26 protein-coding genes are annotated in these 23,550 nt (G+C 71.6%); 17 read left to right on the top strand and 9 right to left on the bottom strand.

What is annotated here, in order from left to right:
• Window positions 1–74: 74 nt before the first annotated feature.
• The 4 genes from AC4NMM_RS04855 to AC4NMM_RS04840 all read left to right on the top strand — a co-directional run bounded on the left by AC4NMM_RS04855 (window position 75) and on the right by AC4NMM_RS04840 (window position 5,927).
• Window positions 75–1,028 (top strand): cell division protein CdpA domain-containing protein, encoded by a 954-nt coding sequence (locus tag AC4NMM_RS04855; RefSeq protein ID WP_491923669.1) that lies wholly within the window; start codon window positions 75–77, stop codon window positions 1,026–1,028.
• 605 nt (window positions 1,029–1,633) lie between these two features.
• Window positions 1,634–2,560 carry a CehA/McbA family metallohydrolase gene (locus AC4NMM_RS04850; RefSeq protein ID WP_491923668.1) on the top strand — a complete coding sequence of 309 codons (927 nt, stop codon included), beginning with the start codon at window positions 1,634–1,636 and terminating at the stop codon, window positions 2,558–2,560.
• 68 nt (window positions 2,561–2,628) lie between these two features.
• On the top strand, window positions 2,629–3,918 hold the full coding sequence (locus AC4NMM_RS04845) for a molybdopterin molybdotransferase MoeA (RefSeq protein ID WP_491923667.1): 1,290 nt from the start codon (window positions 2,629–2,631) through the stop codon (window positions 3,916–3,918).
• Window positions 3,915–5,927 (top strand): molybdopterin biosynthesis protein, encoded by a 2,013-nt coding sequence (locus tag AC4NMM_RS04840; RefSeq protein ID WP_491923666.1) that lies wholly within the window; start codon window positions 3,915–3,917, stop codon window positions 5,925–5,927. Before AC4NMM_RS04845 ends, AC4NMM_RS04840 begins: the two co-directional genes overlap by 4 nt.
• Here AC4NMM_RS04840 and AC4NMM_RS04835 read toward each other — a convergent pair.
• The 3 genes from AC4NMM_RS04835 to AC4NMM_RS04825 all read right to left on the bottom strand — a co-directional run bounded on the left by AC4NMM_RS04835 (window position 5,897) and on the right by AC4NMM_RS04825 (window position 9,141).
• Window positions 5,897–6,394: a PaaI family thioesterase gene (locus AC4NMM_RS04835; protein ID WP_096393352.1), complete on the bottom strand. Its 498-nt coding sequence runs from the start codon at window positions 6,392–6,394 to the stop codon at window positions 5,897–5,899. The two genes, AC4NMM_RS04840 and AC4NMM_RS04835, sit on opposite strands and share 31 nt — an antisense overlap.
• Window positions 6,395–6,469: 75 nt before the next feature.
• Window positions 6,470–7,468 carry a DUF8155 domain-containing protein gene (locus tag AC4NMM_RS04830; RefSeq protein WP_491923665.1) on the bottom strand — a complete coding sequence of 333 codons (999 nt, stop codon included), beginning with the start codon at window positions 7,466–7,468 and terminating at the stop codon, window positions 6,470–6,472.
• Window positions 7,465–9,141, bottom strand: a complete 1,677-nt coding sequence (locus AC4NMM_RS04825) for a sensor histidine kinase (RefSeq protein WP_491923664.1) — start codon at window positions 9,139–9,141, stop codon at window positions 7,465–7,467. The genes AC4NMM_RS04830 and AC4NMM_RS04825 overlap by 4 nt, the downstream gene beginning before the upstream one ends.
• A 145-nt stretch (window positions 9,142–9,286) precedes the next feature.
• Here AC4NMM_RS04825 and AC4NMM_RS04820 point away from each other — a divergent pair, with 145 nt between their 5' ends.
• The 10 genes from AC4NMM_RS04820 (at window position 9,287) to AC4NMM_RS04775 (ending at window position 17,137) form a co-directional block, all read left to right on the top strand.
• Window positions 9,287–10,015, top strand: coding sequence for a lipoyl protein ligase domain-containing protein (locus tag AC4NMM_RS04820; RefSeq protein ID WP_491923663.1), 729 nt, complete (start codon window positions 9,287–9,289; stop codon window positions 10,013–10,015).
• 66 nt (window positions 10,016–10,081) lie between these two features.
• Window positions 10,082–10,489: a 30S ribosomal protein S6e gene (locus AC4NMM_RS04815; RefSeq protein WP_096393348.1), complete on the top strand. Its 408-nt coding sequence runs from the start codon at window positions 10,082–10,084 to the stop codon at window positions 10,487–10,489.
• 10 nt (window positions 10,490–10,499) lie between these two features.
• Window positions 10,500–10,967 (top strand): DUF7112 family protein, encoded by a 468-nt coding sequence (locus AC4NMM_RS04810; RefSeq protein ID WP_491923662.1) that lies wholly within the window; start codon window positions 10,500–10,502, stop codon window positions 10,965–10,967.
• An 88-nt stretch (window positions 10,968–11,055) separates the two neighbouring features.
• Complete coding sequence (gene ahbB / locus AC4NMM_RS04805) at window positions 11,056–12,141, top strand: siroheme decarboxylase subunit beta (protein WP_491923661.1); 1,086 nt, start codon at window positions 11,056–11,058, stop codon at window positions 12,139–12,141.
• Entirely contained in the window at window positions 12,138–12,851 is a 714-nt protein-coding gene (locus AC4NMM_RS04800) for a precorrin-2 dehydrogenase/sirohydrochlorin ferrochelatase family protein (protein WP_491923660.1), read from the top strand. Before ahbB ends, AC4NMM_RS04800 begins: the two co-directional genes overlap by 4 nt.
• Window positions 12,848–14,188, top strand: a complete 1,341-nt coding sequence (gene hemA / locus AC4NMM_RS04795) for a glutamyl-tRNA reductase (protein WP_096393345.1) — start codon at window positions 12,848–12,850, stop codon at window positions 14,186–14,188. The genes AC4NMM_RS04800 and hemA overlap by 4 nt, the downstream gene beginning before the upstream one ends.
• An 80-nt stretch (window positions 14,189–14,268) precedes the next feature.
• Window positions 14,269–15,348 carry a glutamate--cysteine ligase gene (locus AC4NMM_RS04790; RefSeq protein ID WP_096393344.1) on the top strand — a complete coding sequence of 360 codons (1,080 nt, stop codon included), beginning with the start codon at window positions 14,269–14,271 and terminating at the stop codon, window positions 15,346–15,348.
• Window positions 15,349–15,443: 95 nt separating this feature from the next.
• The gene (locus AC4NMM_RS04785; protein ID WP_491923659.1) at window positions 15,444–16,085 is read left to right on the top strand and encodes a winged helix-turn-helix transcriptional regulator; all 642 of its coding nucleotides are present in this window, start codon (window positions 15,444–15,446) and stop codon (window positions 16,083–16,085) included.
• A gap of 75 nt (window positions 16,086–16,160) precedes the next feature.
• Window positions 16,161–16,655, top strand: coding sequence for a phosphopantetheine adenylyltransferase (locus tag AC4NMM_RS04780; protein ID WP_096393342.1), 495 nt, complete (start codon window positions 16,161–16,163; stop codon window positions 16,653–16,655).
• Complete coding sequence (locus tag AC4NMM_RS04775) at window positions 16,652–17,137, top strand: hypothetical protein (protein WP_491923658.1); 486 nt, start codon at window positions 16,652–16,654, stop codon at window positions 17,135–17,137. Before AC4NMM_RS04780 ends, AC4NMM_RS04775 begins: the two co-directional genes overlap by 4 nt.
• Window positions 17,138–17,156: 19 nt before the next feature.
• Here the strand turns inward: AC4NMM_RS04775 and AC4NMM_RS04770 are convergent, their stop codons facing one another.
• The 5 genes from AC4NMM_RS04770 to AC4NMM_RS04750 form a co-directional block, all read right to left on the bottom strand.
• Complete coding sequence (locus AC4NMM_RS04770; RefSeq protein ID WP_491923657.1) at window positions 17,157–18,605, bottom strand: FAD-dependent oxidoreductase; 1,449 nt, start codon at window positions 18,603–18,605, stop codon at window positions 17,157–17,159.
• Window positions 18,606–18,729: 124 nt separating this feature from the next.
• The gene (locus tag AC4NMM_RS04765; protein WP_096393339.1) at window positions 18,730–19,167 is read right to left on the bottom strand and encodes an RNA-binding protein; all 438 of its coding nucleotides are present in this window, start codon (window positions 19,165–19,167) and stop codon (window positions 18,730–18,732) included.
• A 21-nt stretch (window positions 19,168–19,188) separates the two neighbouring features.
• Window positions 19,189–19,377, bottom strand: a complete 189-nt coding sequence (locus AC4NMM_RS04760) for a hypothetical protein (protein WP_017342881.1) — start codon at window positions 19,375–19,377, stop codon at window positions 19,189–19,191.
• A gap of 149 nt (window positions 19,378–19,526) precedes the next feature.
• On the bottom strand, window positions 19,527–20,108 hold the full coding sequence (locus tag AC4NMM_RS04755; RefSeq protein ID WP_491923656.1) for a DUF7524 family protein: 582 nt from the start codon (window positions 20,106–20,108) through the stop codon (window positions 19,527–19,529).
• A 104-nt stretch (window positions 20,109–20,212) separates the two neighbouring features.
• Window positions 20,213–20,407 (bottom strand): methytransferase partner Trm112, encoded by a 195-nt coding sequence (locus tag AC4NMM_RS04750; protein ID WP_491923655.1) that lies wholly within the window; start codon window positions 20,405–20,407, stop codon window positions 20,213–20,215.
• Between the two features lie 93 nt (window positions 20,408–20,500).
• Between AC4NMM_RS04750 and AC4NMM_RS04745 the strand changes: the two genes are divergently transcribed.
• Window positions 20,501–20,818 (top strand): RPA12/RPB9/RPC11 RNA polymerase family protein, encoded by a 318-nt coding sequence (locus tag AC4NMM_RS04745; RefSeq protein ID WP_491923654.1) that lies wholly within the window; start codon window positions 20,501–20,503, stop codon window positions 20,816–20,818.
• A gap of 94 nt (window positions 20,819–20,912) precedes the next feature.
• Window positions 20,913–21,197, top strand: coding sequence for a ribonuclease P protein component 4 (locus tag AC4NMM_RS04740; protein WP_096393336.1), 285 nt, complete (start codon window positions 20,913–20,915; stop codon window positions 21,195–21,197).
• Between the two features lie 20 nt (window positions 21,198–21,217).
• Here the strand turns inward: AC4NMM_RS04740 and AC4NMM_RS04735 are convergent, their stop codons facing one another.
• The gene (locus AC4NMM_RS04735; protein WP_491923653.1) at window positions 21,218–21,898 is read right to left on the bottom strand and encodes an HAD-IIB family hydrolase; all 681 of its coding nucleotides are present in this window, start codon (window positions 21,896–21,898) and stop codon (window positions 21,218–21,220) included.
• A gap of 353 nt (window positions 21,899–22,251) precedes the next feature.
• On the opposite strand from AC4NMM_RS04735, the gene AC4NMM_RS04730 reads away from it, so the two are divergent.
• A complete protein-coding gene (locus AC4NMM_RS04730; RefSeq protein WP_491923652.1) occupies window positions 22,252–22,884 on the top strand; it encodes a hypothetical protein in 633 nt (210 codons plus the stop codon).
• Window positions 22,885–23,550 lie beyond the last annotated feature (666 nt).

Raw genomic sequence — 23,550 nt, 5'->3', positions numbered from 1 at the left:
GTTCGGTCGCGAACGGCGTGCCCCGACCGCGCGGCCGGGGTAACAGTCATTACACTCGGCGGAAACGTTCGGATATGAGCGAAGCGGACGCCGAGAACGTCCTCATCGAGTACTACCGTCGCTACGTCGGCGACCCGGACCGGACGATCGACGTGTACGCCGGCTTCGGGCTGTTCTCCGCCGGCATCGCGCTCGGAGTGATCGGGGTCGTCGTGTTCCTCTACAGCGCGACGCTCGACCCGACCGCGCTCTCGACGTACGCGGTCCAAGAGGTCGCCGCGGTCGCGGGCGCGGTCGGCCTCCCGGCGCTGCTGTTCGGCATCGTCGTCCTCCTGCCGGTGGACCGGCGGATGCTGTACCTCGCGGGCGCCGGGATCGCGGTCACGCTCGTCGGGACGGGCGCGTTCACCTGGGCGTACCCGCACAACTGGAACGTCGTCGTCAACCCCGACTACAGCGCGCAGATCGTCGCCCTGTACACGCTCGGGCTGGTGGCGGTCATCGGCGCGACCGGCGGCGCCCTGGTCGCCCACCGGGTCGAGCGCGCGACGGGCGGCGCGGTCGCGAGCGGCGCGGCGGGCGGTACGGGCACCGGAGGCGGCGCCGCGGACGCGGGGGGCGCGTCGGGTTCGGGAGCGTCGGGGGCCGGCGGCGAGGAAGTCACCGAGGAGTCGGTCCGCACGGACATCGAGCGCGAGCTGGAGGACGCGGAGCTGACGTGGGGCGGCGTCGAGCGCTCCGAGACGCGGCGGCTGGAGCTGAACACGAGCGCCGTCGACGAGGCCGACGTCGACACCGAGAAGCTGGCGGGCTCCGCGACGGAGACGCGGACGACCACTAGCACGGTCAACGACGCGGTCTCGGAGCTGAAGGGCCTCCAGGGCGGCGACGTGAAGACCGACAGCGGCCAGGGGACCGACGACCAGGCCGCGAAGCTCCGCGAACTGCGCGAACAGCAGCGGAAGGAGGCCGAAGCGGAGGACGAGGACGGGTCGGTCGTCGACAGGATCAAGGGCCTGTTCGGCTGAAGCGGCCGAGTGGCGCTCGGTATTCTTTATAAGACGACGGTTCGGCAGCGGGTGCTGTCGCGTTCTCAGTCGCTTATTTATAAGTAACCGACAGTCAGTCGGCGACGAACACCGCCGAATCCCCAGTCGTTCGCTTATAAATGGAAGACGGTAGAGCGACGGAGATACCTCCAAAGCCCCAGTCGTGAGGCGGGCGCACGCTCGCTGTGCTCCTCGTCACTCGCTTCGCTCGTTCCTGCGGTGCTTACTTCGCCTGCGCCCGCCTCACGACTGCCCCTTTGAGTCCCGCCCGACTGCGACCGCACCGCACCTCACGCCTCCCCAGCCTCGTCACCGGACTACGTCCGGTTTCAAGCGAGAGCTTCGCTCTCGCCCCGTCGGCGGCTCTCCGCTTCGCTCCGGACCGTCGACTCCCTCGCGCGTGCTGACTTGCGGCCGCCGGTGGCGGCCGCTCGCAGGCACGCAGGGAGGCGCTACGCGCCTCTTACAGCCGGCGGCAGAGCCGCCGGCGACGCCACCGCGAATTGATTTGCGAATGGACGCGAGCCGGTCGTCCGACGCCCGTCGCTCGCCCATTTATATATCTCCCGCCGCGTAGTTCGGGCGTGTCCCGCGTCACCGTCAGCATCGACCCGCACGTCCACTCCGAGGGGAGCTACGACGGCCACGAGCCGGTCGAGCTGATTCTCGAACACGCGGCCGAGATCGGGCTCGACGCGGTCGTCATCACCGACCACGACGTGATCCGGGAGTCGAAGCGAGCGGCGGAGATCGCCCCCGAGTACGGGCTGATCGGCATCCCCGGCGTGGAGGTGTCGACCGCGCACGGGCACCTGCTCGCGATCGGCGTCGAGCGGATGCCGCCACGCGGGCGGACGTACGCCGAGACGGTCAGCTGGATCCGCGACCGCGGCGGGGTCGCCGTCGTCCCGCACCCGTTCCAGCGCTCGCGCCACGGCGTCCGCCAGCGCAACATCCCGACGCCCGGGCCGGACGCGGACGCGGACGAGCCCGTCGCGGCGGACGGCGCCCCCGAAGCCGGAGAGGTCGAAACGGACCCGGACCCGGACCCGGACCCCGCCGCGGCGGTCGCCGAGGTCGACGCGATCGAGGTGTTCAACGCGTGGCTGTTCACGGGGTACCGGAACCGTCGCGCGCGGCGCTTCGCTGCCGAACACGGCTACCCCGGAATCGCCGCGAGCGACGCGCACCACCTCCAGTACGTCGGCCGGGCGTTCACGGAGCTGACGGTCGAGGGCGCCGAGTCCGTTCATGAGGTCACCGCCGACGACGTGCTGGCGGCGATCCGCCGCGGCACGACGACCGTCGAGGGGCGCCGCGCGCCGATCCGGATGGCCGCGAAACACTACGTCGGCGCGGCCGGGCGCCGGTCTGCGTACTACGCGCGAACCGGCGCGGCCCGCGGCGCGCGAGCCACCAAGCGGACCGCGGTCGACGGCGCCGTCGCCGCGAAGGTCGCCGCGCTTCAGTCGGTTCACCGCACCCGGCGGCTCCTCTCCTGGTTCGCCTGAGGAACCGAGACCGAGGCGCGGCGCCCGCGGAGAACGGGGTTTTTGCCCGCGGCCGCGAATGGATTCCCATGAGCCACGACAGACGCGAGTCCGGGTTCAAGCGGCGGACCCGGGTCGCGGACGCGAGGGCGACGCTGCTCGACGCCGTCACGCCCCACGACCGGACGGAGTCGGTCCCGGTCGAGGCGGCGGACGGCCGCGTCGTCGCCGAACCGATCGACGCGCCCGCGCCGGTGCCGGGGTACGATCGCGCCGCGATGGACGGGTACGCGGTCCGCGCCAGCGACACCTTCGGCGCGGGCGACCGCTCGCCCGCGGTCCTCGCGGCGAAGTCCGCCGAGGCCGAGGCCGACGCGGTCACGCCCGGCGAGGCCGCCCGCGTCCACACCGGCAGCGCGGTGCCCGAGGGCGCGGACGCGGTCGTGATGATCGAACAAGTCGAGGAGGTCGGCGACGAGGTGGAGGTGTTCGACGCGGTCGCGACCGGCGAGAACGTCGGCGAGGCCGGCGAGGACGTCGCCGACGGCCAGCGGCTGTACGAGCCCGGCCACGTCCTGCGCCCCTCCGACCTCGGGCTCCTGCGCTCGGTCGGCCTCGACCGCGTCTCGGTCCGCGAGCCGCCCGAGGTCGCCGTCATTCCGACCGGCGAGGAGTTAGTCGAGTCCGACCCCGGCCCGGGCGAGGTGATCGAGACGAACGGGCTCACGGTCTCGCGGCTCGTCGAGCGCTGGGGCGGCGAGGCGCGCTACCGCGACGTGGTCACCGACGACCCGGAGGCGCTCCGGGAGGCGGTCGCGGCCGACCTCGACGCCGACGTGGTCGTCACCACCGGCGGCTCCTCGGTGGGCGAGCGGGACTTGATCCCCGAGGTCGTCGACGGCCTCGGCGAGGTGCTGGTCCACGGCGTCGCCCTGAAGCCCGGCCACCCGGTCTGCCTCGGGGCGGCCGAGGGGACGCCGATCGTCTCGCTCCCGGGCTATCCGGTCGCGTGTATCGTCAACGCGGCGCAGTTCCTCCGGCCCGCCCTGAAACGCGCGGTCGGGACCGACGCCGAGCCGTTCCCGACGCGGCGCGCGACGCTCGCCCGGAAGGTCGCGAGCGAGCCCGGCGTGCGGACGTTCGCGCGGGTGACGCTCTCGGAGTCGGACGACGAAACCGACGGGGAAGCCGACGAGAGCGACGGAGACGACGACGAGAGCGCCGACGCGCTCCCGACCGCGACGCCGACGCGCGCGAGCGGCTCCGGTATCCTCTCAAGCGTCGCGCTCGCCGACGGCTGGGTCGTCGTCCCCGAGCCGCGGGAGGGACTCGACGCGGGCGAGGCGGTCGACGTCGAACTCTGGGAGGTGACCGAATGAGCGACCGCAAGGAGTTCCGCGACCTCGCGACGCCGGAGGCCGCGCGAGAAGCGATCGCGTCGCTCGACCTCTCGCCGGCGCCCGAGACGGTCCCGCTGCGGGAGGCCCGCGGGCGCGTCCTCGCCGAGCGGATCGACGCCGCCATCGACGTGCCCGGCTTCGACCGCGCCTCGATGGACGGCTACGCGGTTCGGGCCCGCGACACCTTCGGCGCGGACGAGGCCGACCCCGCCGAGCTCGACCTCGTCGGCGCGGTCCACGCGGGCGCGGCGCCAGACGTGACGGTCGAACCGGGCACCTGCGCCGAGATATCGACGGGCGCGGTGATGCCCGACGGCGCGGACGCGGTCGTGATGGTCGAGCGGACGGACGAGGTCGGCGAGGGCCACGGCGACACTGAGGGCTCCCCGCGGATCGCGTTCCGAACCTCGGTCGCGCCGGGCGACAACGTGATGACCGCGGGGACGGACATCGCGGCCGGCGCCCGCGCGCTCGGTCCGGGAACGCGGCTGACGCCCCGCGAGATCGGCCTGCTTTCGGCGCTCGGCGTCGACGAGGTCCCGGTCGAGGGGCGCCCGCGCGTCGGCATCGTCTCGACGGGCGACGAGCTCGTGCGGCCGGGCGACGAACTCGACCCGGACCGCGGCGAGATATACGACGTGAACTCGACGACGATCGCGGCCGGCGTCGAGGAGGCGGGCGGCGAGCCGGTGCTGTACCCGCACGCCGGCGACGACTACGAGGAGATGGAACGCCTGCTCCGCCGGGCGGCCGACGAGTGCGACCTCGTTCTCTCCTCGGGGTCGACCTCGGCGAGCGCGGTCGACGTCATCTACCGCGTGATAGAGGCGCGCGGCGAACTGCTCCTCCACGGCGTCGCCGTCAAGCCCGGCAAGCCGATGCTCGTCGGGCGGCTGGACCGTACCGAAGAGGCGGACGACTCCCGTGGGAGCGAGTCCGCATACATCGGCCTTCCCGGCTACCCGGTGTCGGCGCTCACCATCTTCCGGACGTTCGTCGCGCCCGCGATCCGCGAGGCCGCCGGGCAGCCCGAGCCGGCGACGGCGACCGTCGAGGGCCGGATGGGCGTCGAGGAGCGGTACGCCGAGGGCCGCCTCCGGCTGATGCCGGTCGGCCTGCTCGACCTCGACGAGGCCGCGACGGAGGGGGGCGACGACCGCCCGCTCGTCTACCCGGTCGACAAGGGGTCGGGCGCGACCACGAGCCTCGTCGAGGCGGACGGCGTCGTCGCGGTCGACCCTGACACGGAGTACCTCGACGTCGGCGAGACGGTCTCCGTCGACCTGTTCTCGCCGGACGTGCGCCCGCCGACCCTGCTCGCCGTCGGCGAGGACGACCCCGCGCTCAACCGCCTGCTCGACCGGCTCGACAACCCCCGCTACCTCGCCGTCGGCTCGCGCGAGGGGCTCCGCCGACTCCGCGACGGCGTCCCCGACGTGGCGGTGACCGCGGGGCCGACCGACCGCGACGTCGACGCCGCGGAACTCGGCGGCTGGACCCGCGAGTGGGGGCTCGCCGTTCCGTCGGGTAACCCCGAGGGGATCGAGGGGCTCGGGGACCTCGTCGACCGCGACCTCCGGTTCCGGAACCGCCCGACCGTCTCGGGGCTCCGGCGCAGCCTCGACGCCGCGCTCGACGACCGCGCGGACGGGCGCGACGCCGACCGCCGCGAACTTGCCGAGGAGATCGACGGCTACGAGCGGACCGCGAAGGGGTTCGAGAGCCCGGTCCGCGCGGTCGTCGCCGGCGACGCCGACGCCGGGCTCGGCCTCCGCGAGACGGCCGAGCGGCTCGGCTGCGGGTTCGTTCCGCTCGGCGAGCAGTCGGTCGTCGTGCGGGCGGCCACCGACCGCATCGACCGCGGGCCGGTCGCGGCGCTGGCGGCGGCACTGGACGGTCGAGACGGGGGCGGCGACGACGAGGCCGCCCTCGACGCGATCCTCGCCGACCTCCCGGGCTACTCGCGGAACAGCCGGAACGACCCCTGACCGACGACGACCTCCGAGCGGTCGCCGTCGCTCTCGTCGTCTCCCGGGGCCCCTTCGCCACCGTTCCCGGCGGTGGTGACGGTCATCTCGCTGACGCCGATCGAGCCGCCGGCCCGCACCACCTCGGCCTCCGCGCGGAGGTCGCCGTTCGCGGGGCGGAGGTAGTTCGCGTTGAGGTTCACCGTCGCGACGCCGCCGTCGAGCGGGTCCTCGAACGTCGTGCGCTGGGCGACGCCGCCGGCCGTGTCGATCAGCGTCGCCGCGACGCCGCCGTGGATCGTCCGCCCGTCGGCGTTGGTGAGCTTCTCGTCGAAGGGGATCGAGAGGACGACGCGGCCGCGCTCGATCGTCTCCACCCTCGTGTTCAGCCACGAGAGGTAGCCGTGATCGTCCTCCAGCTTCCGCCTGACGAACTCCGTCGCCCCGTCGGGGAGCGGATCCATCGCCGCGATCTCCGTGCGGTCCATGTTCCGGGGAATATCCCGGGACGGTTTGTACCCCCCGGAAACGCGAGACAACCGGCCGCCGATTGACGATCTCGCTCACCCGACGCCGAGCCGGATCGGGTCGTCGCTCGGGACGACGTCGACCCTCACCGACTCGCCGATTGCGAACTCACGTTCGGGACAGACGACCTTGACCCCGAACCGGTCCCCACGCGCCGCGAACAGCGACAGGCCGGTCACGCGCTCGCCGTTCGCGAGGACGTCGACCGGCGCCCACTCGACACCGGGCGCTCCGGCGTCCGTGTCGCTGGCTCGGACCGTTCCGATCTCGGTCTCGAAGAGCGACAGCGTCGTCCCGTCCGCCGCGGGCGCCGCGTCGCCCGATACGCGCTTCCGACCCTCTGCCTCGAACGTCCCGCCGCCCGCGTAGTGCGTCAGCCCGCCGTCGAGGGGGACTCCCTCGTCGCTCGCGAGCGCGGCGAACGACGGGCCGGAACCGGACCGACCCGAGCCCGCGCGGCGCGGGCCGTCGAGAACGACGTGGGTCGGACCCCGCTCGACGACGGTCCCGGTCCCGTCCCACGCGACCGGTTCGACGGGCGCGTCGACGTCGACCGGGAGCGACCCGCTCGCTCGGAGGGGATTCGCGTTCGGCGGGCGGAACCCGAGGTGGACGTGGTCGTCGACCCACTGGCCGAAGAAGCCGGAACGGGTCGTCGGGCCGAGCGCGTCGCCGACGGCGACCCGGTCGCCCGGTTTCACCTCGGGGATCACGTGGAGGATCCGCGCGACGGTGCCGGCGGGGGCGCCGGCGCGGGCGCACCACTCGCCGTCGAGGTCGACGACGATCAGGTGGTCCTCGGCGGCCGCGTACGGACGGTCGGGGCAGCCGACGGTCCGGACCTCGCGGACGACCCCGGCGACCGGGGAGCGCCCGACGCCGTCGCCGGGGTACAGGTCGACCGCCCGCCCGCGGTCGTGGGCGGGGTACGGGGAGTTGAACCGCGAGAACTTCTCGTAGTGTTCGACGACGTCGGCGGGGAGCGCGACGGTCGCGTTCGACGGGTCGAGCCCCTCGGTCCGCGGTTCGGTCACGACTCCGCCGCCTCCATCCCCTCGATCACGAAGCGCGCGCCGCCGGCGTCGGACTCGGCGACCGAGAGCGACCACCCGTGCGCCTCGACGATGTCGCCGACGATGGCGAGCCCCAGCCCCGTGCCGCCGCCGAGCGACACGCCGCGCTCGGTGACGCGCTCGCGCTCGTCGGCCGGGATCCCGGGGCCGTCGTCGCCGACCGCGAGCGAGACGGCGTCGCCGTCGCGCTCGACGCGCACGGTGACGGCGACGTCCTCGCCCGCGTGATCGACCGCGTTGCGGAACAGGTTCGAGACCAGCTGTTCGAGGCGGTCGCGGTCGGCCAGCGCGGTCGCGTCGCCCTCGACGGTCAGCGTCGCCTCCGCGGTCTCCAGCCGGGACCAGACCCGTCTGACCGTGGCGTCCAGCGAGACGCGGTCGAGGTCGTCGACCGTCTCCCCCGCCGTCGCCAGCGCGAGCAGCCCCTCGATCATGTCGTCCATCCGCTCGTGGGCGTTCGCCGCCCGCTCTAGGGCGCCGTCCGGGTCGTCGCCGCGCTGGCGGGCCAGTTCGACGGCCGCCGAGGCGGCGGCGAGGGGGTTCCGGAGGTCGTGCGAGACCACGCCGGCGAACTCCTCGAGCCGCTCGTTCTGCCGTTCGAGCTCGGCCTCCCGGCGCTCGAGCTCGGTCTGCCGCCGCTCGCGCGCTGTGACGTCGCGCAGCAGGAAGACGTGCCCGCGGTCGGTCCCGCGGGGGTCGGTTATCGGGTTCTCCTGGATGTCGAACCGGCGGTCGCCGATGGCGATCGGGTGTTCGTCGCCGACCTCCAGGCGCGGGAACGCCTCCGACAGCGACGAGCCGACCGCGTCCGGCGGGAGGATCGCCTCGGCGGCGGGATTGAGGTCGCGGATGCGGCCGTCGGAACCGGAGACGATGACGGGGTCTTGCATCACCTCGACGGCGGTGTCGCGCGCGACGACCGCGGCGTCGAGCGTGCCGAGCCAGAAGACGGTGCCGTAGAGGAACACGCCGTGGATCACGAACGCGGTCGGCAGCCACGAGAGGTGCGCGTAGCTCCCGACGTCGACGAAGGTGGCGATGCCCGCCAGGAACGGGAACAGCGTGCCGAGCAGCACGACGAACGTCTGGAGCCGGTAGCGGTTCCCGGTCCGCTCGTAGAGGTCGACGACGAGGAGCGCGCCGGCGATACACAGCCCGTACGCGAGGAGGACGAACGCGCCCCCGACGGGGCCGAGCCCGTACCCGAGCAGCGTGAACGGGCCGTCGACGACGGGGGCGATCGAGCGCCGGGCCAGCCCGTGGGTGCCGCTCGACCACGCGAGGAGGACCCAGACGAACGCCGGGGTCGAGAGCGCGACGATCCGGTTCTCCGTCCGCCAGCGGTCGTGCCCGGTGAACGCGAAGGCGAAGAGGATCCAGAGGACGGGTAACGCGCCCATGAGCGGCGTCGCCAGGTTGAGCGCGACCGTCATCGCGACCTCGCCGGGCGCGGCGACGCGGAGCGCGTACAGGAGGGAGACGCCGCCGCCGCACAGCAGGTAGAGGGCGACCTCGATCCCGCCGGGCTCGTCGCGCTCGCGCCACGCGACCCGGCCGAGCCAGAGCCCGATGCCTCCCGCCAGCAGGCAGGCGGTCAGGTACGCTTGGACCGGCAGCGCGCCGAGGTCGCTCATCGATACCTGAACCACTTCCAGGGTCGACAAAACTGTTGTGTCACGCGCCGGCCGGCGGGCCGCCTCGTCTCCGGGGCTCGCAGCGCGCCGACGGGCGACCGCTCCCGACGCAAAGGGCTTGTACGCCCCCGTCGTCAGATTCGGCATGCGCGTGTACAGGGGCGGGTTCGAGACGCCCGCCGCGGACCGCGAGCCGACGGCGGACCTGCTCGCGTCCGCCGCGGACGGCGTCCCGGCCGTGCGCGTGACCGCGCCGCCGCGGCAGGTCGCGTTCGGTCGGCGCGACGCCCGCGAGCCCGGGTTCGAGGCGGCGAAGCGGGCGGCCGAGGAGGCGGGGTTCCCGCCCCTCGAACGCGACGTCGGCGGGCGCGCGGTCGCGTACACGGGGTCGACGCTCTCGTTCGGCGTCGCGGTGCCGACCGGCGACGGCCGCGGGTCGATCGACTCGCGGTACGAGACCGCGACCGAGACGCTCCGCGACGCGCTCAGCGACCTCGGCGCCGACGTGGTCCGGGGAGAGCCGCGGGCCGCGTTCTGTCCGGGGGACCACTCGCTTCGGATCGCGGGCGGAACTGATGCCTCTGTCGGCGGCAAGGTCGCGGGCCTCGCCCAGCGCGTCCGCGCCGACGCGGCGCTCGTCGCGGGGGTTCTCGTCGTCTCGGCGGCCGACCCCGAGCCGATCGCGCGGGTCACCGAACCCGTCTACGACGCGCTCGACGTGCCGTTCGACGCGGACTCGGTCGGGAGCGTCGCCGACGCCGGCGGCCCGGACGACCCGACCGCCGTCGCCCGCGCCGTCGAGGCCGCGCTCGTCGACGGGCCGTGGGGCGACGGCGAGCGCGAGATCGTCCGCGTCGACGGGGAAGACGCCTGAGCGCGTCGCGGCCCGCGGTTCCGACGTTTCGACGTGCTTTTTATGCGCGGGGGACTGGGTTCGCGCATGGCCGAATTCAAAGTCGTCGTCGCCGACCCCGAGACCGGCGAGACGTTCCAGCGAGAGGTCGACGGACAGGACGCCAACCGATTCCTCGGTCGCGAACTCGGCGACGAGATCGGCGGCGACGCCGTCGGACTCTCCGAACACACCATCGAGCTCACCGGCGGCTCCGACGAGACCGGGCGCCCGATGCGCGAGGACGTCTCCGGCACGCGCCTGAAGGAGCTCCTCTTGGAGGGCGGCGTGGGCTTCGAGCCGTCCCGAGAGGGCGAGCGCAAGCGCATCACCGTCCGCGGCCGCGAGATCGACGACGACGTCGCGCAGATCAACGCGAGCGTCGTCGACGGCGAGGGCGACGTGGCGGCCGCGCTCGGCGAGGGCGACGCGGACGGCGACGAGGCCGACGAGTAACGACGCCGCGATGCCTCGCGTTCCCTCCGACGGCGAGGACGTCTCTTCGATCCGCGTCTCGCTCGCCCGGAGCGGCGGCACTCGCCGCCCCTGCGTCAGGCTCCCCGACGACGACGCGCTCGACGGCCGCGTCGAGTCCGGGACCTGCGACGCGCTCGGCGTGAGCCAGGGGGACCTGATCCGGGTCGCGATCGACCGCGAGGAGCACCACGCGCGGGTCGCGAGCGACTCGCGGGGGCGGCTCCTCCGCGGCGCGTTCGACAACCGGCGGCTCGCGCGCGAGGCGAGCGAGGGGACGAACCGGCTGGTCGAGTGGCTCGACGCGAACGGCCGGGAGCCGGGCGACAGCGTCGTCCTCGACGTCGTGGTGCCCGGCGAGCTGTACGGGCTCCGGGTCCCCGGCGAGCGGACCGTGTACGACGCGAATCGGAGCCCGCGGTCGTCGCTCGCGGACATCGCCCGCGACGTGGACGGCTGAGTGAGGGCCGCGACGGTCGACGGTCGTCGCCGGCGGACAGCGGCGTCAGGCCGAACCGCTTATTCTCGCTCGGTCCCGAGGTCGCGCCATGCGAGAGGTCGACGCGGATCTGACGGCGCTCGACCGCGCGATCATCAACGCGTTCCAGGGCGGGTTCCCGGTCGCGGAACGGCCCTTCGACGCCGCGGCGGCCGCGCTCGCGGAGCGCGGCGTCGACGTGACGGGCCCGGAGCTCTGCGAGCGCGTCCGCGAACTCGACGAGGAGGGAATCCTCTCGCGGTTCGGCGCGCTCGTCAACGCCGAGGAGATCGGCGGCGCGGCGTCGCTCGTGGCGATGCACGCCCCCGAGGACCGCTACGACGAGATCGCGGAGACCGTCAACGAGTTCACCGCGGTGGCGCACAACTACGAGCGGGAGCACCCCCACCTCAACATGTGGTTCGTGGTGAGCGTCGCCGACCACCCGGACCCCGACAAGGACGGGAGCGACCGCGTCGAGGAGGTGCTCGAAGAGATCGAGGCCGCGACGGACCAGGAGACGTACAACCTCCCGAAGCTCCGGGAGTTCCACGTCGGCGCGAAGTTCCTCGTCGACGGGCCGGTCCCCGACGGCGACGTGGACCTGTCGGACCTCGGGCCCACCGTGGAACCGAGCGACCGGGAGACGCTCACCCCCGACGAGCGCGACCTGATCGTCGAGATTCAGGGCGGGCTCCCGGTGACGGAGACCCCGTACGCTGACGTCGCGGCCGCGATCGGCGCCGATGTCGGGTGGGTGATCGAGACGGTCAAGCGGTTCGAGCGGGAGGGGAAGGTGCGCCGCGTCGGCGTCATCCCGAACCACTACGCGCTCGGCTACACGGAGAACGGGATGACGGTCTGGAACGTGCCCGAGGAGGTCTTAGACGAGGTCGGCCCCGCCGTCGCTGACTTGGACTTCGTCACGCACTGCTACGAGCGGCCGCGCCACGCCGGCGTCTGGGAGTACAACTTCTTCGCGATGACGCACGGCCGCACCGAGGCGGAGAGCGAGCGCCGGATCGCGGAGGTGCGGGAGCTGATGGACGAGCACTGGGACGTCGGCGCCGACGACTGGGACACGCTGTTCTCGACGCGTATCCTGAAGAAGACCGGTATCCGCATCGCGGACCGGGCGGACAGCAACACGGCGTGACTCCGCTGTACCACGACCTCGCGGGCGAGACGGTCGCCGTCTTCGGCGGCGGTTCCGTGGGGGCGCGAAAGGCTGCCGGGTTCGACGAGGCGGGCCGGATCGTCGTCGTCAGCCCCGAGTTTGACGAGCGGCTGCGCTCGCTCGCGGACGGGCGCGAGGCGGACGGGCGCGAGGCGGACGGGCGCGCGGACGGCGACGGTGCGGACGGGCCGCCGGTCGAACTGGTCCGCGCCGCTCCGGACACGGACGAGATTCCCGACTGGCTCGACCGGCTCGACCCGGCGCTCGCGGTCGCGGCGACCGACGACGCCGCGGTCAACGCCGCCGTCGAGGCCGCGGCGCTCGATCGGGGAATCTTAGTCAACCGGACGGACGTCTCCGGCGGCCGCGATCCGGGCAGCGTCGTGGTGCCCGCGACGGTCGAGGACGAGCCGGTGACCGTGGCGCTCTCGACGGGGGGCACGAGCCCCGCCTTGGCGAAGGCGCTCCGGGAGCGGATCGAGGCCGAGATCGAGGGGGCCGGCGAGATGGCTGCGCTCTCGGGGGAGATCCGCGAGGAGCTGAAATCGGAGGGTGTCGACCCCGAAACGCGGCGGGAAGCGGTCCGGCGCGTTGTCAGATCCCGGGGGGTTTGGAAGGGTTTACAAAAGGGGAGATCCAACGGACGGCAAGAGGCCGACACCGTGATCGAGGAGGTACTCGACCGATGAGAGAGACGGGTGCGATCGCCGGCGCGAGCGTCGCCCACGCCGACGCGACCGTCGACGAGATCGAGGCCGCCGGCGGCGACGGCGTCCGCGCGACCGTCTCCGACCTGCTCGCGCGCGAAGGAGTCGAGGAGGCGTTCGCGGTCCAGACGTGTAACCGCTCGGAGGCGTACGTCGTCACGGACCGGACCGTCGACGGGGCGACGGCGCTGTCGACGTTCGCGCCGGAGGTGCGCGCCGGCGCGGTCCGCCGCCTCGACCACGAGGAGAGCTTAGAACACCTGATGCGGGTCGCCTCCGGGCTGGAGTCGCTCGTGCTCGGCGAGGACCAGATCATCGGCCAGCTGCGGGAGGCCTACGAGGAGTCGAAGTCCGCGGGCGGGATCGGCCCCGTCCTCAAGGACGCCGTGACGAAGGCGCTCCACGTCGGCGAGCGCGCGCGGACGGAGACCGAGATCAACGAGGGGGTCGTCTCGCTCGGCTCCGCGGCCGTCCGGCTCGCGGCCGGCGAGATCGACCTGACAGACGGGACGGCCGTCGTCGTCGGCGCCGGCGAGATGGGAACGCTCGCCGCTCGAACGCTCGACGACACCGCCGTCTCGGAGATCGTCGTCGCCAACCGCACGGTGCCGCACGCGGAGTTCGTCGTCGAGGAGGTCGACACCCCCGCGGAGGCGGTGTCGCTCGCGGACCTCCCCGCGATCATCCCCGACGCCGACCTCGTCGTCACCGCGACCGGGAGCCCGGATCTGGTCGTCCACCCCTCGTACGTCGACGGCGCGGGGCGGCTCGTCTGTATCGACATCGCGCAGCCGCGCGACGTCGACCCCGCGGCGGGCGCCCGCGAGGGTGTCACCGTCTACGACATCGACGACCTCGAGGACGTCACCCGGCGGACCCGCGAGAGCCGCGCGGAGGAGGCCCGGAAGGTCGAGTCGATCATCGACGAGGAGCTCGACCGCATCCTGGAGGCGTACAAGCGGAAGCGCGCCGACGACGCGATCTCGGCGATGTACGCCGGCGCGGACCAGGTGAAGGCCCGCGAGCTCGACCGCGCGATGTCGAAGCTGGAGGCGCAGGGCGACCTGACCGACGAGCAGCGCGAGACGGTCGCGGACCTGGCCGACGCCCTCGTCGGCCAGCTGCTCGCGGCGCCGACGCGCTCGCTCCGCGACGCCGCGGGCGAGGACGACTGGGAGACGATCCGGACCGCGCTCCGGCTGTTCGACCCCGAGTTCGCGTCGGAGGCCGAAAGCCCGGAGGAGGCGGACATCGCCGACGCCGCGGCCGGCGGCCCGGACGCGGTTCCGGACTCCGTCGCCGAGGAGCTCGACGACTAATTTAAGCAGTCGCTCGCGAGACCGGCGCTCCGTTTCGGGTTCCAATCCATATAAGACCGCGCGGGCGGAACGGAGGCGTAATGGAACTCGGTTCGCGGGACGCGTTCTCCCGGATGGGGACGCTCGGCATCGAGGAGGAGTTCTACATCGTCGATGCCGACGGCAATCCCACGTCCGGGACCGACGACCTCGTGTACGGCCGCGACCCGCCAGCGGCGGTGCCGGAGGGGTTCGACCACGAGCTGTTCGAGTGTACCATCGAGGCGCAGACGGAACTGATCGAGGACCCGGCGAACGCCGCGGACGCGCTCGCGACGGTCCGCGAGGCGCTCGTCGACCACGCCGCCGCGGACGGGTATCAGATCGCGGCCGCGGGCCTCCACCCGGCGGCGAAGTGGCGCGAGCTCGACCACGTTCGGAAGCCGCGGTATCAGGCCCAGCTGGACCGGATCCAGTACCCGCAACACCGGAACACGACCGCGGGGCTCCACGTCCACGTCGGCGTCGACGACGCGGACAAGGCCGTCTGGGTCGCGAACCGCCTGCGGTGGCACTGCCCGGTGCTGCTCGCCTTGTCCGCGAACTCCCCGTTCTGGAACGGGTTCGACACCGGACTCGCCTCGGCCCGCGCGAAGGTGTTCGAGAACCTCCCGAACACTGGGATCCCCTCGGCGTTCGACGACTTCGACGCGTTCCAGCGGTACGAACGCCGGATGGTCGAGACGGACTCCATCGCGGACCGCGGCGAGCTGTGGTTCGACGTGCGCCCCCACACGGGCCACGGCACGGTGGAGGTTCGCGCGCCCGACGCGCAGCGCGACCCCGAGGTCACGCTCGCGCTCGCCGAGTACGTCCGCGCGCTGGTCGTCGACTACGCCGAGCGGTACGAGGACGGCGAGTCGCCGTCGACGCTGCGCCGCGAGCTGCTCGACGAGAACAAGTGGCGCGCGATCCGTCACGGCCACGAGGCCGCGTTCGTCGACCGCGACGGCGAGGGGACGACCGCGCTCGGCGAGGTCGTCGCGGCGGAGTGCGACCGGCTCGGCGTCGACGGTATCCGCGAGGTGTACGAGGCGGAGAGCGGCGCCGCGCGCCAGCGCCGGATCCGCGACGAGGAGGGCGCCGACGCGCTGCGTTCGGACCTCCTCGTGAGCCCCTAACCCCGGAATCGAACGCCTCTGGGGCGCTCCCGGGGGTTCCGTCGGAACGAAAGCGACGAGAAACGCTTTTGGCCGCGTAGCCCCCAGTTTCCGGCATGACCACGGACGATTCACCGACCGAGCCGGGAGACGACCCGGAGGAGTCGCCGACGGACCGGACCCGCGAGGAGCTTCGGAAGACGAAAGAGCGGCTCGGCGAGGGCGCGGACAGGGCGGTGAAGGGGTTCGACGACAACGTCGTCGACCTGCTCGCGTGGCTGCTCGACACCGAGACCCGCGCGCGCATCTACGTCTACCTCCGCGATAACCCCCACAGCACGAGCGACGAGGTCGCCGACGGCACGGGGCTGTACCCCAGCACCGTCCGCGAGGCGCTCGCCGAGCTCCACGACGAGGGGACCGTCGAGCGCGGCAAGCGGAAGGCGGAGGGGGCGGGCAACAACCCCTACGAGTACGAGGCCATCGCGCCGAGCGAACTGGTCCGCACCGTCGTCGGCGACGTCCAGGCCGAGCTGAACGCCGTCTTCAACCTCGACCGCCGGCTCGGCGGCGAGTCGCCCGACGGCGACACCGAACCGGTCCAGATATCCGTCGACGGCGAGGACGGCGACGGCGTCGACGACGAGGCATCTGACGGAGATGAACCCGAAGGCGGCGAAGACACCGGAGGCGACGAAGCGGACGGTGACGACGACGCGGACGGTGACGACGCGGACGGCCACGAGCCGACGAACTGATTCGGCCGGCACCGACCGCGCACCGCCCGACCGCGGTTCGGGACGTTTTAAGTTCGACCCGCGCAACGGAGAGGCATGAACGTCGCGCTGGGGGGTACGTTCGATCCCGTTCACGACGGCCACCGCAAGCTGTTCGAACGGGCGTTCGAGCTGGGTGACGTCACGGTCGGGCTCACCTCCGACGACTTGGCGCCGGAGACCCGACACGTCGAGCGGTACGTCCGCCCCTACGACCGGCGCGAGCGCGACCTGGAGGCGGAGCTGGCCCCGCGGGCCGAAGCGCACGGGCGCGAGTACGAGATCCGCGAACTGACGGAGCCGACCGGCATCGCGGTCGAACCGGAGTTCGACGCGCTGATCGTCTCCCCCGAGACGAAGGCCGGCGGCGAGCGGATCAACGAGATCCGCGCCGAGCGCGGCCGCGACCCGCTCGATCTGGTCGTCGTCGACCACGTGATCGCCGAGGACGGCGAGCGCATCTCCTCGACGCGGATCGTCGCGGGCGAGATCGACGAACACGGTAACCTCACCCCCGACCGCGAGGGGCGGGGCGCGACGCGACCGGAATGACGGGCGACGACGCGAGCGACGAGCGAACGGCGGACGGCGCGAGCGACGGCGGCGCGGCCGCGTCTCGACGCGCGGCGCTCCGACGGATAGCCCTCGGCGAGACCGGATTCGAGCGGGCGACGGTGTGGAGCGCGGTCGGCCTCGCGCTGTCGTACGTCGCGTTCGACGTGACGGCCGCGGCCGGCGTCGGAAGCGCGCAGACCACCGGCGTCCTCGCCGCGGTGACGGCGATCGGCGCGGTCGCGTTCGCCGCGACCGGCGGCGGCGCGTTCCCGGCGATACTGCTCGCCTACGGACCGTTCGCGGGGACGCTGCTTCGGGAGCTCGGACCGGAGCCGTACCTCCTCCCGCTCGCGGCCGGCGCCCCGGCCGCCGCCGCGTTCACCGCGCCGCTCGCCCTCGCCGGCGCGGTCGCGGTCGCGGTGGGCGCCGCGTCGACGGTCGTCGGCTTCCTCCTCTCGCGGATCGCCGCGTCGCGGTAGCGCCGCGACCCGAACCGCCTCACTCGTTGAGCTTCCCGTTCAGCACCTTCGCGGCGACGAGTATCGGGTCCCACACCGGACTGAACGGCGGCGCGTACGCGAGGTCCAAGCGCTCGACCTCGGGGACGGTCATGTCCGCCTCGATCGCGGTCGCGAGCGTGTCGATCCGGACCGCGGCCCGGTCGGTGCCGACGATGCTCCCGCCGAGCAGACGCCCGGTGTCCCGGTCGGCGACGAGGGTCACGTCGGTTTCGGCCGCGCCCGGGTAGTAGCCGGAGCGCGAGCCGGCGGTCACCGTCTCGTCCACCGGGTCGAAGCCGGCCGCCTCGGCCTTCTCGGGATCTAAGATTCCGACACGGGCGGCCTCGGCGTCGAACGCCTTCACGGCCGCGGTGCCCGCGATGTCGCCGACGGGCGTCGGGTCGCCGGCGACGGTCGCACCGATGGCGCGCCCGGCACGGTTCGCGGTGAGGCCGAGCGGGAGCCAGTCGGGCTCTCCGGTCACCGCGTGGCGGGCGGTCGCGCAGTCGCCCGCGGCGTACACGTCCGGGAGGCTGGTGCGGCCGCGGTCGTCGACGCGGACCGCGTCGCCCGGCCCGAGGTCGACGCCGGTGCCGTCGAGGAGGTCGGTGTTCGGCCGGATGCCGACGCCGACGACGGCCATATCGACCGGGAAGCGCTCGGGAACGGTCCCGTCGAGGTCGCCCCCGACCTCGACCGCCTCGATCCGGTCGTCGCCGACGAGCGCCTCGACCGGCGAGTCGGTGTGAACCGTGACGCCCTCGGCTTCGAGGGCCGCCTCGACGCGGTTCCCGACAGTCTCGCCGAACGGCGAGAGGAGGTGGCCGGAGCGGTGGAACACGTGGACATCCAGCCCGCGCTCGGTCAGCGCCTCCGCGACCTCGACGCCGACGTACCCGCCGCCGACGACCGCGGCGGTCTCGGGCGCCGGCATCGCGGCGTTGCGCTCGACGCGCTCGCGGTCGACCGCGCTCACGTCCGCGCGTTCGCGGTCGTAGGCGTCCGGATCGGCGACGTACGCGTCGATGGCGGCGGCCGCGTCCATGTCGTGGAGCGTGAACGCGCCGTCGACGCCTCGCACGTCGAAGGGACCGGTCGTCGCGCGCGCCCCGGTGGCGACGAGCAGGTCGCCGTACGCCTGCTCGAAGCGGTCGCCGTCGGCCGTCTCGACGGTGGCGCGCTTCGCGTCGGGGTCGGCGGCGACGACCTCGCTACCCCGACGGAGGTCGATCCCCCGCTCGTCGACGTCGCTCGGCGACAGCGAGAGGAGGTTCGACATGCGCTCGACGTAGCCCGCGATGAAGTACGGCATCCCGCAGTAGGCGTACGAGATCCACCGGCCCTTCTCGAAGACGACGACCTCGCGGTCGGGCGCCTCGCGCCGGAACTTGCTGGCCGCGCTCAACCCCGCCGCGTCGGCGCCGACGACCACGAACGGATCGCTCATAGCCGGACATCGACGGGGCGGGTGAAAAAGTCACGCCGCGGGTGCGGGCCGGACACGCGACCGGGAGAGCGCGGCCTCGCGCGGCCGTCGGCGGTCGACCGCACGCGGGTGCGGTCGGGCGCGCTCAGTCCTCGTCCGCGAGCCGCGAGAGCGTCTCGCGGGCGTTCGCGACCGCCTTCTCCTTTTTCGCCGGGTACGCCTCCACCTTCGTGCGGACGGTGAGCCCCGGGCCGAGCCGGACCTCGTCGCGGAACGCCGCCTGCTTGTCGAGGCGGAGGAACAGCGCGCAGTTGTCGTCGACGCGCTCGTCGAGCTCGTCGAGGACGCGGTCGAGGTCCTCCAGCTCGGAGAGCCGGTCGAGCACGTGTCGCATCTCGTCGGCCCGCTCGACGCGCGCCGAGAGGACGACGATCCGGTCCCCGTGATGCCCCACGTTCTCGACGCGTTCGAGCTCGACGTCGTCGGGCAGCAGGGAGAACAGCGCCTGCTCGACGCGTTTCACGTCCTCAGTGGCGTACGAGAACGCGCGGAGGTCGACGTAGTGGAAGGGGACTTTCGGCATGCGGTACGAGTGGGGGCGGCGTTACTCCTCGCTCTCGACGGCGTCGAGCGCGTCCTCCGGGACGCCCGTCTCCTGGCCGTCCTCGAAGCTGACCGTGTACGTCGCGTCGCCGAACATCGTCTCCATCACCTGCGTAATCTTCCCCGTCTCGCCGTCGTACTCGCTGTGTTTGTCGTGGAGCACGACCTCGTCTTCCTTCTCGAAGCTCATGGCGTCTCGTTCCGGTGGGACGGTTAAAAGCGCGCGGATCCGGAGCGAGACGGGGGGTGCGAGACGGGGGGTGCGAGACGAGAGGGACGAGCCGCTGGAAACAGCGGAGTCGAGCCGGCGGAGGCCGCGGGGCGGACACGCCCGTCGCCTCACGTCAGCGCGAGCAGCGCCGCGCCGAACGCGACCATCAGCGCGAGCCCGACCGCGAGCCAGACGACGGCGCTGTCGACGGCGACCGCGACCGCGACCGCGACGCCGACCGCGACCAGCCCGAAGACCGCGCCCGCGACCCCGCCGCGCTGTACCAGGCGGTCGAGGCCGTTCACCGCGCGCTGTCGGGCCGGCGGCTCCGGCGTGCGCTCCGGAGGGGCGGAGAGCTCCTCGTCGACGGCGACCGCCTCCTCGGGGGCCTCGGGCGACGGGTCGACCCGAACGTCGACGTACGTCGTGTTCGACCCGTAGCCGGTGACGATCTTCAGTTTGCCGCGAACGGCCTCGTCGACGGCGGCCGTCGAGACGTGGACGTGGCGGGTGGCCTCGTCGGCGACGAAGTGGTTCCCCTCGTCGAGCGCGGCCACCCGGTCGAGCTCGTCGTCGAAGTGGAGGTGGACGTGCGTCGAGCGCCCGCTGTTCTCGAGCACGACCGGGAACGGCCCGTCGGTGACGAACGAGTCCGGGGCGTCGATGTCGTGGACCGCCTCCCCGTTCAGTTCGACGTCGAGTGTCGGCACGGGTGGGACCACGACCCCGTACTAAAAAAAGATTCACACGAGTGAGGGCTTCCGAGGGCGCGCGGGAGCGACTCGTTCCGCGGCGGCCGGTCGATCGCGGTCCGCTACGCCGCGGCCTCTTCGCGCATGTCCGGCGGGAGGAGGTTCGGGATCCCGTCCTCGATGGGGTACGTCTCGCCGCACTCCGTACAGGTGAGCGTCCCGGCGAGGACCTCCTCGTCGTCCGCGTCGTCGACGTCGAGTTCGAGGGCCGCCTTGTCGAGCGGACAGCAGATCACGTCCATCAGGGATTCCTTCATACCGCTCGGTTGGGTTGGACCGATAAAAAAGCGTGCGGGTCGCGGCGGCTCGGAAGCTAACGTATTTGTCACCCGTCCGCGTACGTCGGTTTTATGCGGTTCTGTGACGAGTGCGGGTCGACGATGTACGCCGAGGGGGACGCGTGGGTGTGTCGCTCCTGCGACAGCGAGGAGCCGCGTGACTCGGGAGACGAGGCGGCGATGGCGACGCGGGACGCGCAACGGGACGACGGGGCGCCCGCCGTGGCCGACGCGACGGACGGCTCCGCCGAGACGACGCGGGAGCCCTGTCCGGCGGACGGCTGCGACGGCGACCGGGCCCGCTACGAGATGCTGCCGAAGCCGGGGGGCTCCTACGAGGTCCGGTTGTTCACCTGCGTCGAGTGCGGCCACAAGTGGCGCGAGTCCTGACGGCGCCGCTCGCGGAACGTCCGAACGGAGGGCCCCGCGGGACCGACCGCTCCGGATAACAACCTCTTTGCCGCCGCGCGCCGCCCTCCGTGACATGGGCATCCCGTCGGAGCGGATCGAGCGGCTGTTCGCCCTCGCCCGCGAGGCGGTCGTCGATGACGAGTACGACCGCGCCCGCGAGTACGTCGCCCGCGCCCGCCGCATCGCCGAGCGCAACCGCTGTGGCGTTCCCTCCGAGCTCTCCAGGCGCGCCTGCGACGACTGCGCCGTCTACCTCCGGCCCGGAAGGACGAGCCGCGTCCGGACGCGACCCGGTCGCGTGGTCGTCCGCTGCCTGGAGTGCGGGGCGACGGCGCGGTACCCCTACGGCGGGGAGTGAGCGGGAAGAAGACGCCGCGCCTACTCGGCGCGCTCGCGCAGTCGTTCGAGCACCGAGACCGTCCCGTCCATGAACCCCTCGTCGAGCACCGCGTCAGCGGCCTCGCGCGCGGCGGCGTCCGCGTTGGCGACCGCGTACGACTCGCCGGCGACGCCGAACGTCGAGACGTCGTTCTCGCTGTCGCCGACCGCGACGAACTCCTCGACGTCGAGCCCGAGCGCCTCGGCGACGACGCCGAGCGCCCGCCCCTTGCTCACGCCCGTCGACTTGACGTGGTAGGCGTAGCCGGTGTCGACGACCTCCACGTCGTCGGCGGCGGCGGCGACCTCGCGGAGCAGGGCCTCGTCGGCGTCGGGCGAGACCGCGACCTCCGTCTCGCGCCAGCGGTTCACCGTGTCGCCGTCGCCCCAGCCGACCTCGCCGCCGCGCTCGCGGAACGCCTCGACGACGGCCCGGGCCGCGTCCGGGTCGCCGACGAGCGTCGTCTCGCCGTCGACGTACGCGACGCCCCCGTTCTCCGCGATCACCGTCTCCTCGCGGCCGAGGAAGTGCGCGAGCGCGACCGGGTACGGGAACGCCTTCCCGGTGGCGAAGACTATCGGCGCGTCCCAGTCCGGCAGCAGCTCGAAGGCTCGCGGGTCGATCCGACCGGTCGGCGTCGTCAGCGTGCCGTCGATGTCGAGCGCGAGGGGCGGAACCATACCCGCGAGTCGACGACTCGGCGACAACTGTCTTCCGTTCGATCGGCTCTGTTGAAATCCTCAGTAGGTGATATATTCTGCCCCGGTTGCGGTCAATACTGGTTACACAATTACCGCGCCCACCGACTACTTCTCAGAAGTCTATTAGGAACGCCGTACAAGATTCAGAGTGTGGGTTCAGCAGTCGGCCCTCGTTGGTTTCAAACCGACTTGGATACATCAGTCGGTCAGTTGACTTGGGCACTTTTCATAGGATTCATCGTGTAGCAGTAGATTCATGATTCTGTAGACTCCCTAGACCCTCTGGCTACGACCCCCTTCAATCATATGTCTATAGACCTAAGTCATCGCCTATGTCCACAGATGAGAGGTCAATTAAGGAGTTTAACGCCAACCGATCCCTTGGCGACCGAACCCTTGGAGGGACTCTCACCATCACTTCCGAAGCCATCGAATTCACCCCGAATAAAGTCGACGAATCTCAGGGAAAACACGTTGTCAACATCCCCTTTGACGAGATTCTAGACGTGGGTGTTGAGGAGAAGTTCAGTGGCGGATTCCGAGAGACAGTGTTTGGTGGTGGTCTCCGAGATCGGTTGCGGATTGAGATGGAAGATGGTACAGAAGAGTTGTTCGTCGTGAACAACCTTGGCGAGGTGGTGAGCGAACTGGAGATACTTGCTGACGAGGATGATAGGGCGTCGGCTGCGGAGATGGTGAGGCAAAAGAACCAATCGAAAACTCTCGTAGATAAACTTACAACTGCCGTGGCGTACGTCCTTGGTGGTATAGCTCTTCTCCTCGGGATCTCGTATCTCGTCACAGCGGATGTCGCCGTGGCTGCTCTCCTTCTCATATCTGGGGTGATTGGTTTTCCACTGACAAGATCTCGCATTGGGAACTGGTTTGGAGCGAAGATTGGACGATGGGTTGCTACGGCCGTATTCGTGGTTTGTTGGTTGTCCGCGTCGGTACTTCTCGGGTAGCTGTGATTCGTGGGTAGTGTCGTGGGAGTCTATTTTATTCACACAATTTGTGGTTAATCAAATCCTTTGGATTTCACCTACATCGGCTGATTCTAACAGCACTGATTCCGACCCCCATGGTGACCGATACGCGCCCTTCATCTTACACGGCTATCAGAACATCTCTCTGAACTGGTAGATAATCCGATAGTCAATACGCACTCTTCAGCGACCGGCTGTTTCAGGTGAGAATCTGTTTGAAGAATAGGGTTTCAACAGAGCCGTTCGATTGGCTCTGTTACGTAGCGGAATCGGATTGACTGGGTGGTTGTTTATAAGCCGAACAGAGGTGTTGCTGTCGGCTTTTATAAGCAGTTCGTGATTTTGAGGTGAAGACCTCCAAAGCCCCAGCCGCTCGCTTATAAATAACAAACCGTAGATCAACTGCGAACACTTCCAAAGCCCCAGCCGCGAGGACTCGCGCGGCTCGCTGCGCTCCTCGTCACTCGCTTCGCTCGTTCCTGCGGTGCTTACGTCGCCGTGCTTCGTCCTCGCGGCTGCCCCTTTGAGTCCCGCCCCGCACAGCACCGCCCCGCGCCTCACGCCTCCCCAGCCTCGTCAGTCGCCTCCGCTTCGCTCCGGCGACTGACTCCCTCGCGCGTGCTCCTCGCGGCCGCCGAAGGCGGC

The organism is Halorubrum sp. SD41, assembly GCF_058630335.1.
This window is presented reverse-complemented; position numbering and strand designations above follow the sequence as displayed.